This window comes from Undibacter mobilis (assembly GCF_003367195.1).
Taxonomy (GTDB): Bacteria; Pseudomonadota; Alphaproteobacteria; order Rhizobiales; family Xanthobacteraceae; genus Pseudolabrys; species Pseudolabrys mobilis.
This window is the reverse complement of the sequence record NZ_QRGO01000002.1, coordinates 542105-559976: the sequence shown is the minus strand read 5'-3', so window position 1 is coordinate 559976 and position 17872 is coordinate 542105. Positions and strand designations below refer to the sequence as shown.

At 63.6% G+C, this 17872-nt stretch carries 15 protein-coding genes and 1 tRNA gene; 3 read left to right on the top strand and 13 right to left on the bottom strand.

Features of this window, described 5'->3' with window-relative positions; genetic code table 11:
• Positions 1–77 precede the first annotated feature (77 nt).
• The 3 genes from DXH78_RS16865 to DXH78_RS16855 form a co-directional block, all read right to left on the bottom strand.
• A complete protein-coding gene (locus DXH78_RS16865) occupies positions 78–809 on the bottom strand; it encodes a TlyA family RNA methyltransferase (protein ID WP_115518381.1) in 732 nt (243 codons plus the stop codon).
• 9 nt (positions 810–818) lie between these two features.
• Entirely contained in the window at positions 819–2741 is a 1923-nt protein-coding gene (dxs, locus tag DXH78_RS16860; RefSeq protein ID WP_115518380.1) for a 1-deoxy-D-xylulose-5-phosphate synthase, read from the bottom strand.
• A 124-nt stretch (positions 2742–2865) separates the two neighbouring features.
• A complete protein-coding gene (locus DXH78_RS16855; protein WP_115518379.1) occupies positions 2866–3117 on the bottom strand; it encodes an exodeoxyribonuclease VII small subunit in 252 nt (83 codons plus the stop codon).
• A gap of 228 nt (positions 3118–3345) precedes the next feature.
• Between DXH78_RS16855 and DXH78_RS16850 the strand changes: the two genes are divergently transcribed.
• Entirely contained in the window at positions 3346–4062 is a 717-nt protein-coding gene (locus DXH78_RS16850; protein WP_115518378.1) for an SDR family NAD(P)-dependent oxidoreductase, read from the top strand.
• Positions 4063–4179: 117 nt separating this feature from the next.
• Here the strand turns inward: DXH78_RS16850 and DXH78_RS16845 are convergent, their stop codons facing one another.
• The 3 genes from DXH78_RS16845 to DXH78_RS16835 all read right to left on the bottom strand — a co-directional run bounded on the left by DXH78_RS16845 (position 4180) and on the right by DXH78_RS16835 (position 8023).
• Positions 4180–5109, bottom strand: coding sequence for a histone deacetylase family protein (locus tag DXH78_RS16845; protein WP_115518377.1), 930 nt, complete (start codon positions 5107–5109; stop codon positions 4180–4182).
• A 188-nt stretch (positions 5110–5297) separates the two neighbouring features.
• Entirely contained in the window at positions 5298–6161 is an 864-nt protein-coding gene (locus tag DXH78_RS16840; protein ID WP_115518376.1) for an SDR family oxidoreductase, read from the bottom strand.
• Positions 6162–6298: 137 nt separating this feature from the next.
• Positions 6299–8023 carry an acyl-CoA dehydrogenase family protein gene (locus DXH78_RS16835; protein ID WP_115518375.1) on the bottom strand — a complete coding sequence of 575 codons (1725 nt, stop codon included), beginning with the start codon at positions 8021–8023 and terminating at the stop codon, positions 6299–6301.
• A gap of 154 nt (positions 8024–8177) precedes the next feature.
• Between DXH78_RS16835 and DXH78_RS16830 the strand changes: the two genes are divergently transcribed.
• Positions 8178–8252 (top strand) — tRNA-Gln (locus DXH78_RS16830).
• Positions 8253–8611: 359 nt separating this feature from the next.
• Here the strand turns inward: DXH78_RS16830 and DXH78_RS16825 are convergent.
• From DXH78_RS16825 to DXH78_RS16805, 5 genes are read right to left on the bottom strand one after another with little or no spacing between them, the layout of a single operon-like run.
• Entirely contained in the window at positions 8612–10243 is a 1632-nt protein-coding gene (locus DXH78_RS16825; RefSeq protein WP_115518374.1) for a choline dehydrogenase, read from the bottom strand.
• 13 nt (positions 10244–10256) lie between these two features.
• On the bottom strand, positions 10257–11564 hold the full coding sequence (locus DXH78_RS16820; RefSeq protein WP_210209604.1) for an ABC transporter ATP-binding protein: 1308 nt from the start codon (positions 11562–11564) through the stop codon (positions 10257–10259).
• Positions 11453–12232 carry an ABC transporter permease gene (locus DXH78_RS16815; RefSeq protein WP_115518372.1) on the bottom strand — a complete coding sequence of 260 codons (780 nt, stop codon included), beginning with the start codon at positions 12230–12232 and terminating at the stop codon, positions 11453–11455. Before DXH78_RS16815 ends, DXH78_RS16820 begins: the two co-directional genes overlap by 112 nt.
• Positions 12229–13140, bottom strand: coding sequence for an ABC transporter permease (locus DXH78_RS16810; RefSeq protein ID WP_115518371.1), 912 nt, complete (start codon positions 13138–13140; stop codon positions 12229–12231). Before DXH78_RS16810 ends, DXH78_RS16815 begins: the two co-directional genes overlap by 4 nt.
• Positions 13080–14141, bottom strand: coding sequence for an ABC transporter substrate-binding protein (locus DXH78_RS16805; RefSeq protein WP_115518370.1), 1062 nt, complete (start codon positions 14139–14141; stop codon positions 13080–13082). The genes DXH78_RS16810 and DXH78_RS16805 overlap by 61 nt, the downstream gene beginning before the upstream one ends.
• A gap of 592 nt (positions 14142–14733) precedes the next feature.
• On the opposite strand from DXH78_RS16805, the gene DXH78_RS16800 reads away from it, so the two are divergent.
• Positions 14734–16104 carry an MmgE/PrpD family protein gene (locus DXH78_RS16800; protein WP_115518369.1) on the top strand — a complete coding sequence of 457 codons (1371 nt, stop codon included), beginning with the start codon at positions 14734–14736 and terminating at the stop codon, positions 16102–16104.
• Positions 16105–16106: 2 nt separating this feature from the next.
• Here DXH78_RS16800 and DXH78_RS16795 read toward each other — a convergent pair whose 3' ends face one another.
• Together DXH78_RS16795 and DXH78_RS16790 are read right to left on the bottom strand one after the other, a co-directional pair.
• The gene (locus DXH78_RS16795; RefSeq protein WP_115518368.1) at positions 16107–16850 is read right to left on the bottom strand and encodes a GntR family transcriptional regulator; all 744 of its coding nucleotides are present in this window, start codon (positions 16848–16850) and stop codon (positions 16107–16109) included.
• Between the two features lie 90 nt (positions 16851–16940).
• On the bottom strand, positions 16941–17723 hold the full coding sequence (locus DXH78_RS16790; RefSeq protein WP_115518367.1) for an SDR family oxidoreductase: 783 nt from the start codon (positions 17721–17723) through the stop codon (positions 16941–16943).
• Between the last annotated feature and the right edge of the window lie 149 nt (positions 17724–17872).

Below are 17872 nucleotides of genomic sequence, written 5' to 3'. Positions count from 1 at the left end.
AGGCCGAGTTTGGTCATGTTGCGTGGCGTCAAGGTCACAGGTCGATGACGCAAAGCGATGACAGTTATCGCCGATGTTTATGAAAACGTCGCGCCGATGAGATATTCGACATTGCCGTCGCCGCCTTCGATCGGGGAGGGGACGACGCCGAGGACGCGGCCGCCCAGCGCGGCGACCAGCGCGGCGATCTCGGCGCAGATGCCCTGGCGCACGGCCTCGTCGCGAACGATGCCTTTCTTGATATGAGCGCGGCCGGCCTCGAACTGCGGCTTGATCAGTGCGATCATTTGCATGGGCCGGGCGGCGCGCTCTAGCGCGGCGGGCAGCACCAGCTTGAGCGAGATGAAACTGACGTCGCAGACGACGAAGTCCGGTGCGGGATCGAGCGTTGCCGCATCGAGCGTGCGGATATCGGTCTGCTCGAGCGAGACGATGCGCGGGTTGCCGCGCAGGCTGTTGTGCAGCTGCGCGGTGCCGACATCGACGGCGTAAACGCGCCGCGCGTCGCGCTCGAGCAGCACCTCACTGAAGCCGCCGGTCGAGGCACCGACGTCGAGACAGACGCGGTCCTTCGGGTCGAACTTGAAATGATCGAGCGCGGCGACGAGCTTGAGCGCGCCGCGCGAAACATAGGGATGGGCGGGGCTGGCTTCGATCTGCGCGTCGGTGGCCACTTCTTCGGCCGCTTTGGCGATCACCTTGCCGTTGGCGCGCACCAGTCCCGCCGCAATGGCGTCCTGCGCCTTGGCGCGGCTGTCGAACAACCCGCGCGTCACGAGCAGACGGTCGATGCGGGCTTTGCCAGGCATGATGCCGGCTTACGCCAGCTTCACCGTCTCGGCGGTCGCGTCCTTGCCGAGCGCTTCGAACACCTTGGTGACAATGCCTTTGGCGTCGAGGCCGGCCAGCGCATACATCGCCGCCGGCGTGTCCTGGTCGATGAAGACGTCAGGCAGCACCATGGCGCGGAATTTGAGACCGGCGTCAAAGGCGCCGTGCTCGGCGAGCGCCTGCATGACGAAGGAGCCGAAGCCGCCGACCGAGCCTTCCTCGACCGTCACCAGCACCTCATGCTCGCGCGCAAGCCGCAGCACGAGGTCGAGATCGAGCGGCTTGGCAAAGCGCGCATCGGCGACCGTGGTGGACAAGCCGTGCGCGGCGAGTTCGTCGGCGGCCTTCAGCGCTTCGCCGAGCCGCGTGCCGTAAGACAGCAGCGCCACCTTGTGGCCCTCGCGCAGCACGCGGCCCTTGCCGATTTCGAGCGGCATCGCCGCAGCCGGAATGATCGCGCCGGTGCCTTCGCCGCGCGGATAGCGCACGGCGGAAGGGCGGTCGTCGATGGCCGCGCAGGTCGCCACCATGTTGGTCAGTTCGGCTTCGTCGGCGGCCGCCATCAACACGAAATTCGGCAGGCAGCCGAGGAAGGCGGTGTCGAAGGCGCCGGCATGGGTCGGGCCGTCGGCGCCGACGAGGCCGGCGCGGTCGATGGCGAAACGCACCGGCAGCTTCTGGATGGCGACGTCATGCACCACCTGATCATAGGCGCGCTGCAGGAAGGTCGAGTAGATCGCGCAGAACGGCTTGAAGCCTTCGGTGGCCAGACCCGCCGCGAAGGTGACCGCATGCTGCTCGGCAATGCCGACATCGAAAGTGCGCGCCGGAAATTCCTGCTGGAACAGATCGAGCCCGGTGCCGGACGGCATGGCCGCCGTGATGGCGACGATCTTGTCGTCCTTGCGGGCTTCCTTGATCAGCGCGTCGGCGAACACCCGCGTATATTGCGGCGCGCCGCCCTTGGATTTGGCCTGCGCGCCGGTGGCGACATCGAACTTGACCACGCCGTGATATTTGTCGGCGGAGGTTTCCGCCGGGCCGTAACCCTTGCCCTTCTGCGTCACGACATGAACGAGGATCGGGCCGATTTCGGCGTCGCGCACATTGCGCAGGATCGGCAGCAGATGATCGAGGTTATGGCCGTCGATCGGTCCGCAGTAATAGAAGCCCATCTCCTCGAACAAGGTGCCGCCCATCACATAGCCGCGCGCGTGCTCCACGGCGCGGGTGATGGCGCGGTCCCAGCTCTTCGGCAGATGCTTGGTGAGCTGCTTGCCGACGTCGCGCAGCTTCAGATAGGTCGCGCCGGAGCCGAGGCGGGCGAGATAGGCCGACATGGCGCCGACCGGCGGCGCGATCGACATGTCGTTGTCGTTGAGGATGACGATCAGCCGCTCGTTGCGTGCGCCGGCATTGTTCATGGCCTCGTAGGCCATGCCCGCCGACATGGCGCCGTCGCCGATCACGCAGATGACGTTGTTCTTGTCGCCCTTCAAATCGCGCGCCACCGCCATGCCGAGGCCGGCCGAGATCGAGGTCGAGGAATGCGCGGCGCCGAACGGGTCGTATTCGCTTTCGGCTCGCTTGGTGAAGCCCGACAGGCCGCCGGCCTGTCTGAGCGTCCTAATGCGGTCGCGCCGGCCGGTGAGAATCTTGTGCGGATAGGCCTGGTGGCCGACGTCCCAGATCAGGCGATCGGCCGGCGTATCGAACACGGCGTGGATCGCGACCGTGAGCTCGACGACACCCAGGCCCGCGCCGAGATGGCCGCCGGTCTTGGCCACGGCATCGATGGTCTCCGTGCGCAATTCGTCGGCGAGCTGCTTGAGCTGCTCGGCGGAGAAATTGCGCAGGTCGGCCGGGATGTGGACGCGGTCGAGCAGCGGGGTCTTGGATGGCTCAGACAAAATGGACTCCGGTCGCAAACCGGCAGGCGGTCGCGCACAAGGCCGGCAAGGGCTGGCTTACACCATATTGACCGAACAGGGCAATTCGCCGCGCCCGGGCCTGGGCGCGAGGCCTGATCTGGGCTTAATCCACGTCCAGCGGAACGGTTCCGGCGGGCTTGCCGGAGGCGTCGAGGGTGATCTTCTCGACCCGGGCCTCGGCCTGGCGCAGCAGCTCCTCGCAGCGGGCCTTGAGGACCTCGCCGCGCTCGTAAATCGCTACCGACTCCTCGAGCGGAACCTTGCCTTCTTCCAGCCGCTTCACGATCGATTCGAGTTCCTCGATCGCGCGCTCGAAGGTCAGTTTCTTGACGTCGGTGTTGGAGGCTTCGGCCATGCTCGCAAATCCCGGTTTCGGCGGCATCCTAGAGATCGAGGCCGCCTGAGGATAGTGCGGGGAGCTGGGGTTATTCACATACCTCGTCATTCCGGGGCGCACCGAAGGTGCGAACCCGGAATCCATACTTCGCAGCACAGGGGATATGGATTCCGCGCTCGCGGCCTTTCGGCCGCGCCCCGGAATGACTGGGTTTGATGGCAGGGGAGGGTGAAGTAAGAAGTCCGCATGCCAAATCTGAAAGACAAAATCATCCTCATCACCGGCGCGGCCGGGGCCGTCGGCTCTACCGTCGTCGCTGCCGTGCGCGCGCAGGGCGCTCTCGCGATCGCCACGGACCTCAAAGGTGCGGACCTCGCGCTCGACGTCACCGCGGAAGCTGACTGGCAGCGCGTTGTCGCCGAGATCAGCGAGCGCCACGGCGCGATTGACGGGCTGGTGAATGCCGCCGGCATCGTCGCCATCGGCAGCGTCGAGAAGCTCGACTTCGCGACATGGCGGCGTGTCCTGTCGATCAATCTCGACGGCACTTTTCTCGGCTGCAAATACGTCTTTCCGTTGCTGAAGGAACGCGGCGGCTCGATCGTCAATCTGTCGTCGGTGTCGGGGCTGGTCGGCGGGCACAATCTTGCCGCCTACAACGCTTCGAAAGGTGGCGTGTCGCTGCTGACGAAATCCGTGGCGCTGCTCGGCGCGCGCAACAAGCCACCGATCCGCTGCAATGCCGTGTGCCCGTCGTTCCTCGAAGGTCCGATGGTCGACAACATCGCCCGCACCGCGCGCGATCCGGCCAGTGCCATGGAGAAGATGAGCGCGGAGATTCCGCTCGGCCGCATGGGCCAGCCAAGCGAAGTTGCGGCCTTGTGCGTCTATCTGTTGTCGGACCAGGCGGCGTTCATCACCGGCGCGGATCTGCCGATCGATGGCGGGCTGACGGCCAAATAGCGACGAACAAGTCATTCCGGGGCGCACCGAAGGTGCGAACCCGGAATCCAGACCGGATAGAATGCGTATCTGGATTCCGGGTTCGCTCGCTGCGCGAGCGCCCCGGAATGACGAGTGCTACCCCCGCATCAACGCGGTGACATGCGCGGCGACGGAACGCGCCAGGCCCTGAAGATCGTAGCCGCCTTCAAGCAGCGACACGACACGGCCTTGTGCCGTCTCGTCGGCGATTTCCATCAGCTTCTTCGTCACCCACGCATAATCCGCCTCGACCAGATTGAGGTTGGCGAGCGGGTCGCGTGTATGCGCATCGAAGCCGGCCGAGATGATGACGAGGTCCGGCGAGAAGCGGCGCAGCCGCGGCAGGATCACGGTCTCGAGCGCCTCGCGGAACTGCTCGCCGCCGTCGCCGGCGCGCAACGGCGCATTGACGATGGTGTCGAATTCGCCGCGTTCGCCGATGGCGCCGGTGCCGGGATAAAGCGGCATTTCGTGCGTCGAGGTATAGAGCACCGATTTGTCGGCCCAGAAGATATCCTGCGTGCCGTTGCCGTGATGCACGTCGAAGTCGATAATGGCGGCCCGCTCGATGCCATGCTTTTGCTGCGCGTAGCGCGCCGCGATTGCGGCATTGTTGAAGAAGCAGAAGCCCATCGGCTTGGCCGTCTCGGCGTGATGGCCGGGCGGGCGCGTGGCGACAAAGGCATTGGCCGCCTTGCCGGTCATCACCTCATCGACCGCCAGCACCGCCCCGCCGGCGCAGCGCAGCGCCGCCTCGAACGAGCCCGGCGACATCGAGGTGTCGGCGTCGATGCGCACCATGCCTTCGGAGGGCGAGGCTTCGCGGACCGCCTCGAAATAGTCGAGCGGGTGGGCGAGGCTGACAATGTCGCCATCGGCCATCGGCGCCTGTTCGCGCGCCAGGTTCTGAAACTGTTCGGCGGCAAGCGCTTCCTCGACCGCGCGCATGCGCTCCGGCCGTTCCGGGTGGCCGGACGGCACGACATGATCGACACAGGCGGGATGGGAAATGAGGAGCGTGGTCATTGGCCGAATCTAGTAGCTTGGAAGCCGAGATGAAAGTGCTCAATCGTTGATCGGCCTCATGGTGAGGAGCGCTGTGTAACAGTCTCGAACCATGTGGCCGCCCCTTCCTTCGAGACGCCCGCCATAGCGCGTCGAAGACGCGCGTAAATGCGCTGATGGCGGGCCCCTCAGGATGAGGCGGAGGGGCGCTACGTTTTCATCGCCTTCAAACTCACCCCCGCCGGCGGCGGCATGTCGTCCGGTACGAAGAAATCGACCTGCAAGGGCTGGCTCGGGTTCACCCGATATTGATCGAAGTCGCTGATGCCTTCGGCGGCGAGGAAGGTGTCGTCGATCAGGAAGTGGCCGGTGAACGTCTTGGGTTTCTGGAAGACGCGCCAGGCCGCCTCGGCGAGAATGTCCGGCTTGCGCGACATGTTGATCAGCGCATCGCCGCCCAGCAGGTTCCTCACCGCCGCGGTGGCGATGGTGGTGCGCGGCCACAGCGCGTTGACCGCGATCTTGCCGTGCTGTTCGCCGGCGAGACCGAGCACAACGAGGCTCATGCCGAATTTGGCCATCGAATAGGCGGTGTGCGGCGCGAACCATTTGGTCGCCATGTCGAGCGGCGGCGACAGCATCAATATGTGCGGGTTCGCCGATTTTTGAAGATGGGGCAGGGCATATTTCGACACCATGAAGGTGCCGCGCGCATTGATCTGGTGCATCAGGTCAAAGCGCTTCATGTCGGTCGCGGCGACCGGCGTCAGCGAAATGGCGCTGGCATTGTTGACGACGATGTCGAGGCCGCCGAAAGTCGCCGCGGTCTTGTCGAGCGCCTCTTTGACCTGCGCTTCTTCGCGCACATCGACGATCAGCGGCAGCGCCTTGCCGCCCGCCTTCTCGATATCGTCAGCCGCCGAATAGATCGTGCCTTCGAGCTTGGGGTGCGGTTCGGTGGTTTTGGCGGCGATGGCAATGTTGGCGCCGTCGCGTGCGGCGCGCAGCGCGATCGCGAGGCCGATGCCGCGCGACGCGCCGGTGATGAACAGGGTTTTGCCCTTGAGGGACATGGTGCAGCCTCCCAGCCGTTATTCTTTGCATTGATCGGCCTCATGGTGAGGAGGCGCGAAGCGCCGTCTCGAACCATATGGCCGCCCCATCCTTCGAGACGCGCACTTTGTGCGCTCCTCAGGATGAGGGCGGATCGTTACGCCAACGCCGCTTCCGCGTCGGTAATGCTCTGCGCGCCTTCGGTGACGTTGCGCTCGAGTCCGGTGGCCTGAACCGCGATATTCTCGGCGAAGAACCGCGCCAGCGCCGTGCGCGATGCGCTGTCATCGTTCTCGCGCAGCGCGATCAACGCCTGCTCGGCCAGCATGCAGCCGCCGGCGGCGGTGCCGAACAGCCGGAGATAGGGCGTCGCGCCGGCCAGCGTGGTTTCGGAAGTCTTTTGCGACAGGAGCCATTGCGTCGCGCGTTCGAGGCTGTCGATGGCTTCGTTCAGGCGTGCCGCCGTTTCACCGAATGCCGGATTGTTGCTTGCCTGCACGGCCGTCACGATATCCCGCAACTCATTCATATAGAGGCGGACCGTATTGCCGCCTTCGAGCGGCACCTTGCGGGTGACGAGATCGATCGCCTGGATGCCGTTGGTACCTTCGTAGATCGCGGCGATACGCGCGTCGCGATAGTGCTGCGCGGCGCCGGTTTCCTCGATGAACCCCATGCCGCCATGCACCTGAACGCCGAGCGAGGCGACCTCGATGCCTATATCGGTCGAGAAGGCTTTCGCCACGGGCGTGAGCAGCGAGCAGCGCGCCAGCGCTTTCTCCCGCGCCGCGGGGTCCTTGGCGCGGATCGAGCGATCGAGCGCGACGCCGGTGGCGTAAGAGATGGCGCGGGCCGCGCCGGTCAGCGAGCGCATCGTCAGCAGCATGCGCTTGACATCGGGATAGTCGATGATGGCCTTGCCCATCTGCTTGCGGTCGCGCGCATAGGCCCAGGCTTGCTGCAACGCACGATCGGCAATGGCGACGCCCTGAAGCCCGACCGCGAGCCGCGCCCGGTTCATCATCGTGAACATGCAGAGCATGCCCTTGTGCTCTTCGCCGATCAGCCAGCCGGTGGCGCCGCCCTTGTCGCCATAGACCATGGTGCAGGTCGGCGAGGCGTGAATGCCCATCTTGTGTTCGAGCGAATGCGCGCGCACATCGTTGCGCGAGCCGTCCGGCATGAATTTCGGGACGAGGAAAAGCGAGATGCCCTTGGTGCCGGCCGGCGCGTCGGGCAGGCGGGCGAGCACGAAGTGGATGATGTTGTCGGTGAGGTCGTGTTCGCCGTAGGTGATGAAGATCTTGGAACCGGTGATGCGATAGCTGCCATCGGGCGCGCGCTCGGCCTTGGTGCGCAGCGCGCCGACATCGGAGCCGGCCTGCGGCTCGGTGAGCTGCATCGTGCCCATCCATTCGCCGCTGATCAGCTTTTCGAGATATGTCTGCTTGAGGTGGTCGCTGCCATAGGCGTGCAGCGCATCGACCGCGGCCATGGTCAGCACCGGGCCGATGCCGAAGGCCATCGACGCCGCGTTCCACATTTCGATGCAGGCGGCGTTGACGGCGTGCGGCAGTTCCTGGCCGCCGAAATCGGCGGGCGAGGCGAGGCCGTTCCAGCCGGCGGCGGCCCAGGCGGTGTAGGCCGCCTTCCAGCCGGGCGGCGTGGTGACGTTGCCGTCCTTGAACGGCGTGCCGAACTTGTCGCCGACGGCGTTGAGCGGGGCGATCACGTCGGAGGCGAATTTGCCGGCTTCTTCCAGCACGGAGTCGACGGTGGCCTCGTCGAGGTCGCCGTAGAGGCCCTCGGTCAGGGCGGCTTTGAGGCCGGCGGCGTGTTTGAGGGCGAAGGCGATGTCGGCGACGGGGGCGCGGTATGTCATGGCGGCAATCTAGCCGGGCCGGGGGGCGGGCGGAAGCGGGACGAAGAATCCTTGAGGATCAACGGGCTAGAGCATGTTGCGGATACCGGGCGGCATCGCTATGGTCCGCCCGTCCTGCCGGGTCCATGACGATTCATGACCGAGGGTCATGTGTTGGGGCGTAGCCAAGCGGTAAGGCAGCGGATTTTGATTCCGCCATTCGGAGGTTCGATCCCTCCCGCCCCAGCCAGCTTTAAGCTTTGAAAATCCGCGCCTTCTGGCCTTGACCGATTTTCCATTCTGAACGTCTTCCGACGCCTCATTCTGAACGGATGTCACCGTTTCGTTTGCCGATGTCTCTGCCATCCGGTGAGCGTGCCGCTTGTGAGTCGCTGAGAGCATCCGCTTCGCGGTGCGCTTGGCGTAACCTTGGCAGCTCTGGGTCTTGTACGTGCTGACGTTGGTGACATCTTTGCCGACCTCAGCGCAGAACTTGTGCCCCCAAAGCTGCATCGGCGCATTTTTGGCCAGCATGCTCTTGATGTTCTCGTGTGACGGCACCCGCAATCTGCGAACCTCGGCGGGACGGACATGCTGCTGAGCGATATTTCATTCCGTGCGGCCAAAGGCACGCTGCGCGCGCGGCCGGGCCGTTGCGCCTGAAAGCATGTGGTTGGCGATTTTCTCCGCGATCATCATCGTCGGCGCATTGATGTTGCCCGCCGTGATGACCGGCATGATCGAAGCGTCAACGACGCGCAAACCCTCTATCCCATGCACGCGGCCCCAGCCGTCAACGACCGAACTGTCATCGTTGCCCATGCGGCAGGTGCCGCAGGGATGATGCGTCGATTTGGCGGTCGCCCGGATGAAACGGTCGAGGTCGGAGTCGGTCACGTTTGACGGGCCTGGCGACAGTTCCTCTCCGGACACCGCCGCCATGGGCGCTTCGTCCAGAATTCGCCGGAGCGTTACAAGGCCTTGGCGCAACGAATGGATATCATCCGGTTCCTTCAGGTAGTTGAACCGTATAAGGGGCGGGGAAAGCGGATTGCGATCCCGCAGCATGACCGTCCCGCGGCTTTTCGGCTGCAGGAGCATCACGGCGATCTGATAGCCGTGGCCTTTACCCATCCGGCTTCCGTCGGTCGACGTCAGCATGGGGATGAAACAGTACTGAATGTCAGGTCGCTGGAGCTCGGGCGACGTGCGGACATAGGCCGCTACCTCAAAGTGATTGGTCGCACCCGGGCCGCCGCTCGACAAAAGCCAACGCAGGCCGAGCAGCAGTTTCCTGTGGGGCGCAAGCAGAGGCGACGCAGAAATCGGCGCGACGCATTCTTTCATCAGGCTGACGTCAACGTGATCCTGAAGATTCTGGCCGACACCGGGGAGGTCATGAACCGGCTCGACGCCTGTCTCGCGTAGGTGATCAGACGGACCGATACCAGACAGCATCAGCAATTGCGGCGAATTGATTGTGCCGGCGCTCAGGACGATCTCGTTGGCATAAATCGTGGATGTGCCGCGCGCGGTTGAAATCTCGACACCAATAGCCCGGCCGCGCGACAAGACAATTCTTGTGACCAGAGCGGCCGTACGGACTTCGAGATTGGGGTGCCTCCGCAGCGGAGCCAGAAATGCAGTCGCAGCCGACGCCCGTTCGCCGTGGTCGATCGTCTGGTCCATGGGACCAACGCCATCGGGTTTGGTCGCGTTGATATCCTTGACCTGGGGGAATCCGGCGCTAACGCACGCCTGCACAAAGAGCTCGTTCAGCGCACACGAATATTCTGGCGCAATGACCGAGAGAGGGCCGTTATTGCCTCTCGGGCCCTTAGGCTCGGAGAAACGCTCCAGCGATTTGAAGTGGGGCAGGCAATTCGCATAGCTCCACTGAGCGCCGGCCACCGTGGCCCAGCCGTCAAAGTCAGCCGGATGTCCCCGAACGAAGGCCATTGCATTGATGGACGAACAGCCACCAAGCAAACGTCCGCGCTCGCACGCAATCCGTCTGTTGTCGAGATAGGGCTCGGGTTCAGTGCTGTAGCCCCAGAGAAAACGTGAGTTGCTGCTGACGGACGCGAAGCCCGCAGGCATTCGGATGAGCGGGCTTTGTTCCTGCCGGCCTGCCTCCAGCAGCAGAACACGCCGGCCCGAACGAGCGGAGAGACGGTTTGCAACGACGCATCCCGCCGACCCGCCGCCAATGATAATGCTGTCGTAAGTCTCGGTCGCCATCTACGGGAGAAACCTAACCGGCTGACTGAGGTTCGGCCGCCGGATTTTCCGGCGCCGCTTCCTGCGTGTCCGCCGGATACGCCATTGTCTCAGTGGCTTGCCATTTCAGCCAGACTTCGCTGCCGGGGGCGATCCTCGTCACCGCATCGAGGCGGCCGGTTCGAACGGTCATAGGGCCGGCCTCGGTGCGAACGACGATGCGCGTGGTCGCTCCGAGAAAGTCGATATGCTCGACGGTGCCGGCCAGATTGTTGTCGAATGTGGCATCCGACGCCGTGTCGATGGCGATCGCCTCAGGACGCACCATCACAGAGGCCGGCGTACCGCCGGATTGCTGGCGGTGTGCCGCCCGCAAGGCAATGCCGGGCGCGGTCTTCGGTCGGAGTATCACATTCGATCCGTCCGATCGCTCAAGGCTAACGTCCAGGAAGTTCGATTCACCAAAAAAGCCGGCGACGAAGCGATTTGAGGGCGACAGATAAATCTCCGATGGCGTCCCGACCTGTTGAATGCGTCCATGGGCCATGATCGCGATGCGATCCGACATCGACAGCGCTTCCTCCTGGTCGTGGGTCACATAGAGGATCGTAACGCCAAGCTGCCGGTGTATTCGCCGGATTTCGGTTTGCAGCTGCTCCCTGAGCTGGCGGTCAAGCGCGCCGAGCGGCTCATCCATCAGCAGGACGCGAGGCGCGAACACCAGCGCTCGCGCCAGCGCGATGCGCTGTTGCTGGCCGCCGGACAGCTGCGATATGCGCCGCTGGCCGTAGCCCTGCAGCGAAACCAGGTCGAGCACCCGACCGACTTCGGTCTCAATCTTCGCCTTGGCGACGCCGCGCATTTTCAGGGGAAAGGCGATGTTGTCGAACACGTTCAGATGCGGAAACAGGGCATAGTTCTGAAAAACGACACCGAGATTGCGCTTCTCGGGCTCCAGCGCCGTGACATCGCGGCCGGAGATGATGATCGCACCTTCATCGGGATCGACGAAACCGGCAACGGTCATCAGTGTCGTCGATTTGCCGGAGCCGCTGAGGCCGAGCAGCGTCACGAATTCTCCGTCAGCCACATCGAGAGACACGCGATCGACGACGGCATTGCCGGCATAGCGCTTGGTCAGATTGCGAATTTGGATCGTTTTTTCGGTCGATGTCATAAGGTGCCATTTATGCGCTTGCGTCGTGAGGGCGCGGATGCCGCGTGAAAAAATTAACGGCTTCGGACCCACCGTAATAAAATCATCAGCAGGCAAGAAATTGCGAGTAGAACGGTAGAGGCGGCCGCGACGACGGGGCTGAGCTCGAAGCGGATGCCACTCCACATCTGCACCGGCAACGTCACCGCGCCGACGCCGGAGATGAACAGCGCGATCACAATGTCGTCGAAGCTGATCAGAAATGCGAATAGCGCACCGGCAGCGACTCCGGGCATCAGTTGAGGAAGCACGACGAGCCGGAACGCCTTGAGGGGCGTTGCGCCGAGGCTTCTCGCCGCTTGCTCGATGCGGTGATCGACTTTGCGCATAATCGCAGCGACGTTGATCACGACGAACGGCAGCGCAAGAACGGTATGGGCCACCACCAGGCCGGGAATGGTGCCGATTAGATTTGCCCGCGCGAGCAGGCCGTACATGGCTACTGCGATAACGATTGAAGGCACGATAATCGGCAGCAGCACGATGACATTGACAGGTTGCAGTAGCGATCCTCTCAAGCGCGCCATGCCCAGCGCCACAAGAGTGCCGATCGGCGTCGCCAGCAATGTCGTCAGGCTCGCGGTGATGAAACTGTTCTTCATGGCCGAGCGCCAGGCATCGGAAATGAAGAGTTCCTCGTACCACCGCAGCGAGAAGCCCTGCGGCGGAAACACCACGAAATCGGTGCGCGTGATGGACAGCGGCGCGACGGCCAGCGTCGGCATGACCAGATACACGCAGACAAGCAGCGTAAAGCTCGACAGCAAGGCCGAGGGGATCGGCGACGGCTTCATCGCGCGCTCCAGACCTGCCCGAGTCCGAACCAGCGATCGGCAACCCAATATATGATCAGCGTCGTCGCCAGCAGCAACGTTGCAAGCGCCGACGCGAAGCCGAGATTGAGGGTGCTGTTGATGCTGAATTCGATCAACTGGGCCAGGAACGTATCTTCGGGGCCGCCGAGCAGCGCCGGGACAATGAAAGAGCCGAGGCTGAGCGTGAAGACCAGCACCAGCCCGGCCTGTATTCCGGTTTTGACCGAGGGGATGTAGACGTAAAAGAACGCTTTGATCGGCGAGGCGCCGAGACTGCGCGCGGCTCTCACATGCGTGCGGTCTGCCCGGCTCATGACCGCGGCGATCGGCAGGATCATATAGGGAAGCAAGATCTGCGTTTGTCCGATGAGGACGCCGGCGGTGTTGTAGAGCAGCTTCACCGAAAAGCCGATGCCGAGCATTTCGAGCGCATGGCTGATAACGCCGTTCGGATTGAGAAGCACCATCCAGCTAAAGCCGCGAACGAGCAGGTTCGTCCAGAACGACAAGAATATGCAAAGCAGGATGGCTGCCTTGGCGAGCCCGCTGGCCTGGGTCAGTCGGTAAGCGACGGGAAAGCCGAGCGCCAGGCACAACAGGGCCGTCGCGGCGCTGATCAGGACCGTCCGGAGCAAAACGAGCATGTAAACCGGCGCGCCGGCAATACGCTCATACTGGGTAAACGGACCTGCGCTGCCGCTGAAGCTGCCGGCGACGAGGGAGGCCAGGGGAAAGGCCAGCACCACCGTCAGAAGGGCCAGGCCGGGAAGCAGCAACAGCAAGGCTGTCGCCGACTTGCCCCGGCCTGTTCCAGTACCGTCGGCGATCACCCGAGCTTCCACGCGTCGAACTTCTCGCTCACCATTGCGAGATTCTCGCTCCACCATTTCTCATTGCGGAGCACGGCGCCCTTCATGTGCGGGCCGCCCGACAGCATGTTCTGCCGCTCGACTGGAATGAGATCCATCGCCTTCGGCACAACGGGGCCGTAGGTGTAGATCTTGGCGACTTCGGCCTGAGCCTCCGGCGTGAGCGTATAAGCGAGCAGTTTTTGTGCAGCCGAGGCGTTCGGTGCACCTTTGAGGATCGAAAGCGACGTCCACGACATGATCGACGCGCCAAATCCCAGGTTAACCGGGGCGCCGTTGTTCTTGATGCTCAGGGCGCGGCCGTCGGGAAGCATGCCGACGGTGCACTGGCCGTCCGACAGATACTGCTGGCCTTGCGCATTGGTGGCGTAGAACTGGATATCCTGACGAATGGTCGAGAGCTTCTTGAGCGCGCGCGGGACATCGATAGGATACAGCGCATTCGGCGCGACACCATCGGCCAGAAGCGCGGCCTCGATAACGGTCGCAATCTGCGTGCCGTCGAAGGTGCGCTTGCCGGGATACGTCTTGGTATCGAACATATCGGCCCAGGACTTCGGCGCCGGGTTGAGTTTGGTGCTGTAGGTCATCACATCCGAGAACAGCACCTGCGGGATGGAGTAGGGCGTGATCATGTCGGGGTTGGCGACGACGCTCTTGTCCACCACGGCGTAGTCGATCGGCGTCAGCAGGCCCTTCTTCTCGCCGATGAAGGGGAAGCTGGAAAGGCTTTCGACAACGTCCCATTCGGTTCGGCCGGACGTCACCATCGCTTCGATCTTGCCGTAGGTGTTGCCACTGACGGTCTTGACGGCGATGCCGGTTTTGGCCCGGAACGGCTCGAACCAGGCCTTGCGCATGGCGGCTTCCCAGGACCCGCCCCAGGTGGCGAACACCACTTCAGTGTCAGCGGCCCGCAGAACGGTGGGCGCGGCCAGAGTCCCGCCCAGGGCGGCGGCCCCGGCGAGCAGCGTGCGCCGCGAAATGCCGTTCTTAGTCACGTTGCTGGAGTTACGCATGGAAGCCCCTCGTTGGTTGGTTTTGCTGAATTTGCATCGAAGGCTGGCGTGCCCGGAAACGACCGTCGGCTCCGACAAGAGCGCGCGACAGATGCTGCGGGAGATCGTGACGTGTTAGTAAACTAACGTATACAACTAGGGTACAATTGAAACCTAACTTGTCAAGGCGCGGGCGCGACATATCGCCCTTTGCACACGCTCAGTGTCGTTTCGAACGCAATTAGTTTGTTGCAAGAGCTGTGCCGTGGTGCCGCGATTGAATCGATCGACAAGCACGGACATCCGCCTGCATCGGCGCGACGCATTTCGGAATGCCGTGCGTGCCGGCGATGCTCTTCCTGACTGAAGCGTCGCGATCACGTCATTCGTTCCCGGAGCCGACAGGCGTTTTCGGCGCCAAAGCGGGGAGGGAGATATTGTATGACGGTAGGATTGACCGGTCGTGGCGGGGCTCCTATTCTTTTGACAACCGCCGTGATCCCACAGTGCAAGCGCCGCCACATGACGGGCGTCCTCGCCTGATGGGTCCCGCTATGCGCGGTGGGCGGCAAGACGACACGCTGTCAGCATAAATGAAACGGATTGGATTGGGATGAGCAACGACCAGCCGCTGGCTCTGCAACTCGCCAGCTTTGCGAACGAGACCAAAACCTCCGTTATTCCGTCCGAGGCGCTCGAGCGCGCGAAAATGAGTCTGGCGAGTACGGTCGCGAGCGCGGCGATGGGGCAAAGTATTTCGTCAGCCCGCATCATCCGCGACCTCGATCTGCGAAACGGCGGCGTGCCGGACGCGACGCTCTGGTTCGTCGGCACGAAGCTGCCGGCGGTAGCGGCCGCGCGCGTCAATGCCGTGGCGAGCGATGCCGCCGCGAGCGACGACAGCGACCTGCGCAGCATCGCGCATATTGGCACGATCGTTTCGGCCACGTCGGTCGCGCTCGGCGAGAAGCTCGGCACGTCCGGGATCGACATGCTGGCCGCGATGGTGGTCGGCTACGAAATCGCCGGCCGCATTGATGAGGCGCTGACGCCTGGACGCATGCAGCGCGGCTTTCATGGCTCGGTCTCGACGGTGTTCGGCGGCACGGTCGCAGCCGGCCGTCTTCTCGGGCTCACCACGTTGCAGATGGGACATGCCATCGCGCTGGCGGCGACCTCGATCGGCGGCATGGCGATATCGGCCGACACCAGTTGCGGCCGCGAGTATCACGCCGGTTGTTCGGCGGCGGCCGGACTGCAGGCTGCGTTGGCCGCGCAGGCGGGCTTCGAGGGCGAGCTTGGCGTTCTCGACAAGCCGCGCGGTTTTCTCTCCGCCATGGGCGGTCAGGCGCTTGAGGACATCACGCGCGATCTCGGGGCCTCGTGGGATATCGTCACCGATATGGCGATCAAGTTGATGCCGGGCGCGCATCCGTTCCATGCCACGGCGGAGGCGGCGTCGGATGCCGCGCGCCTTGGCAAGGTCGATCCGCGCGACGTCGACAAGATCATGATCTCGTCGTCCGTGCAGTGGACCAAGTTCAAGGGCGACCCGCATCCGCGCAATCTCGTCGACGCGGCGCACAGCCTTTACTATTTCGTTGCGGCTTCGATTGCCGACGGTCGCTTCAGTTGGGAGCACATGACGGCAGAGAAGATGGCGGATCCTGTCATCGCCGCTCTGCAAGATAAAGTGACGTTCGACCCCAACCCGGCGCCGTTGCCAGATCGTTTCCCGCATCGTCATGGCGGCACCGTCATTATCACCATGAAGAATGGTCAGGAATTCCGCAGCACCTGCAAGGCGCCGCGCGGCTCCGGTCCGCGCGGAGTCGAATGGAGCGATGTCGAGGACAAATATCGTGCGCTGGTGCCGCTATCGGGGCTTTCCGGCAACCGGATTGACACCAGCCTGGCCCTGATCCGCAACTTCGAGCAGGGCAGTCCGTCGGCGCAGCTTACGTCGCTGATCAGCTTGGCCTGACGTCAGGCTCTTGCCGCGGCGGCCTGCTTCGCCGCACGTTTCGGCTTGGCAGGTGCGGGCTCCGGCTGCGTATAGAGCAATTCGATAGCGGCCTTGGCAGCGTTGTGGACATGATGCTCCGCGAGCGCGCGGGCCTTCTTGCCGTCCTTGGCGTCGAGCGCTTCCATCATGGCGGACAGTTCGGCCATGCTGACAGCCGAGCGCCCTGGCGCGCGCAGCGACGTGGCTCGCAACAGCATGATGCGCGCGTTGAGCAGCCGCAGCGTATCGCCGAGCGCCTGGTTGCCCGTGCCATCGACCAGGCAATCATAGAAATGATTTTTGGCGCGCAGGCGCGCCAGCGGGTCGGTGTCCTTGAACGACCGCTTCAGCTTGCGGAAGGCTTCGTGCAGCGCCGCGCGCTGATCATTGTCGGCGAATTGGGCGAACAACTGACAGGCAAGCCCTTCGAGTTCGGCGCGCACCTGATAGACACCCTCGGCTTGCTCGGCCGACAACCGCGCGACGCTCGGGCCGCGGTTCGGCACCACCTCGATCAGGCCTTCGGATTCGAGTTGGCGCAGAGCCTCGCGCACCAGTGTGCGGCTGACGCCGGTCATCTCGCACAGTTCGCGTTCGGTGAGCCGTTCGCCTGCGGTGAAACGGCCAAGCGCAATGGCGTAGCGGATGCTCTCCGTAACGCTTTGGCGCAGCGGCGCGGCGATCTTCTCGACCCGGAAGTCGGGCTTGGCAGAAGGCGCGATCACAGGCCATTTCCTCCAACTATGCGGTCCGGCGAACCGAATCCTTACATCTTTACAACGGAAAAGCGAAAACAGGAATGGTGTCCTCAGGCGTCATCGGGCCTGCCAGCCGCCGTCCATCGGCAGCGTTGCCCCGGTAATGTCTTTGGCGGCCGGGCTGCACAGAAACACGGCGAGGACGCCGACATTCGCGGGGTTGACGAAACGCTCGGTCGGATGGCGGGCCGCCGCGTAGCGACGTTCTGCTTCGGCTGCGATGATGCCTTCGCCGGCTGCCTGTTCGTGAACGCGCGCCAGAAGAGCGGGCGTTGGCACCGCGCCGGGCGATATGGCGTTGCAGGTGATGCCGGTGAGGGCGGTCTCTATGGCGACCGCCCGGGTCATGCCGAGCAGAGCGGTTTTGGAGGTGACATAGTCGATACGATTTTCGGCTCCGCGTGCGCCGAAAATTGACGACATGTTGATGATGCGCCCCCAGCCCTTGGCGCGCATGCCAGGCACCGCGAGGCGGATGCAATGGAAGGCCGCCGAGACATTGACCGCCATCGAGCGATCCCAATCCTCCGTCCTGAACTGGTCGACGGGCGAAAAGTGCCTCACCACGGCATTGTTGACGACAATGTCCACTGTGCCGAACCGGGCCTGGGCGTTCCCGAACATGCGTTCGATGGCGGCGACGTCAGTCAGGTCGGCGCCGTCAAAAACAACGTTACGGCCGGTATCAGAGGACAAGCGGTGGGCGGCGGCGTCGCCGGTAGCCCTGTCCGCCAGGGCGTTCAAAACAATGCTGGCGCCAGCCTCGGCGAGCGCCTGGGCGATGGCGTAGCCGAGGCCGCCGATCGAGCCGGTGACGAGCGCGCAGCGACCTTCAAGCATGGTGTAAATTCCTCAAACTGCTATTCGTTTTTGCATCGGGCCCGCGCGGGATGAGGTCCTTGACCGTCCGTGGTCATTATTTTACATACCGTACTACTATCAGACAATATCGGCCACCCCGGGTGTTCCGCGACAGGAAACGATCCCCG

Coding starts and splice junctions, on each gene's coding strand:
- DXH78_RS16865 (WP_115518381.1), bottom strand. CDS start 809: ATGCCTGGCAAAGCCCGCATCGACCGTCTGCTCGTGACGCGCGGGTTG.
- DXH78_RS16855 (WP_115518379.1), bottom strand. CDS start 3,117: ATGGCCGAAGCCTCCAACACCGACGTCAAGAAACTGACCTTCGAGCGC.
- DXH78_RS16850 (WP_115518378.1), top strand. CDS start 3,346: ATGCCAAATCTGAAAGACAAAATCATCCTCATCACCGGCGCGGCCGGG.
- DXH78_RS16845 (WP_115518377.1), bottom strand. CDS start 5,109: ATGACCACGCTCCTCATTTCCCATCCCGCCTGTGTCGATCATGTCGTG.
- DXH78_RS16840 (WP_115518376.1), bottom strand. CDS start 6,161: ATGTCCCTCAAGGGCAAAACCCTGTTCATCACCGGCGCGTCGCGCGGC.
- DXH78_RS16835 (WP_115518375.1), bottom strand. CDS start 8,023: ATGACATACCGCGCCCCCGTCGCCGACATCGCCTTCGCCCTCAAACAC.
- DXH78_RS16825 (WP_115518374.1), bottom strand. CDS start 10,243: ATGGCGACCGAGACTTACGACAGCATTATCATTGGCGGCGGGTCGGCG.
- DXH78_RS16815 (WP_115518372.1), bottom strand. CDS start 12,232: ATGAAGCCGTCGCCGATCCCCTCGGCCTTGCTGTCGAGCTTTACGCTG.
- DXH78_RS16810 (WP_115518371.1), bottom strand. CDS start 13,140: ATGGTGGAGCGAGAATCTCGCAATGGTGAGCGAGAAGTTCGACGCGTG.
- DXH78_RS16805 (WP_115518370.1), bottom strand. CDS start 14,141: ATGCGTAACTCCAGCAACGTGACTAAGAACGGCATTTCGCGGCGCACG.
- DXH78_RS16800 (WP_115518369.1), top strand. CDS start 14,734: ATGAGCAACGACCAGCCGCTGGCTCTGCAACTCGCCAGCTTTGCGAAC.
- DXH78_RS16790 (WP_115518367.1), bottom strand. CDS start 17,723: ATGCTTGAAGGTCGCTGCGCGCTCGTCACCGGCTCGATCGGCGGCCTC.